At 44.9% G+C, this 312-nt stretch carries 1 pseudogene; it reads left to right on the top strand.

Annotated elements, in window-relative coordinates:
* Positions 1 to 231: pseudogene (locus tag H4J69_RS19775) on the top strand (transposase); the annotation flags it as partial.
* Positions 232 to 312 lie beyond the last annotated feature (81 nt).

Genomic DNA, 312 nt, shown 5'->3' with positions numbered 1-312 from the left:
GGTCGCGTAATAAGAGCAGACAAACGAGGCGCTATCGATAACAAAACCGCAAATATACTGTCAAGACTTCACATCAGCGATGAAAGTTGGCTCAAACTCACCACAAACTTTGAAGGTATATTCACGGGCGCGGTGGGCACCGCAGAGCATTTGTGTGAATTTACTGAGCACGTGGGGTTAAAGCGCGCACACGGTAAAGCAAATGCCCAAGCTTGTTTGAATAGCGCGTAAACATAGCTACATTCAAAAACAGCAAGAAAAATACAGCTACCTTGGGGGAGAAGTAAAGCTTGCCTGAAATTCACTCATTTA

It is taken from the genome of Colwellia sp. BRX10-9 (assembly GCF_014077405.1).
Lineage (GTDB): Bacteria > Pseudomonadota > Gammaproteobacteria > Enterobacterales > Alteromonadaceae > Colwellia_A.
This window is presented reverse-complemented; position numbering and strand designations above follow the sequence as displayed.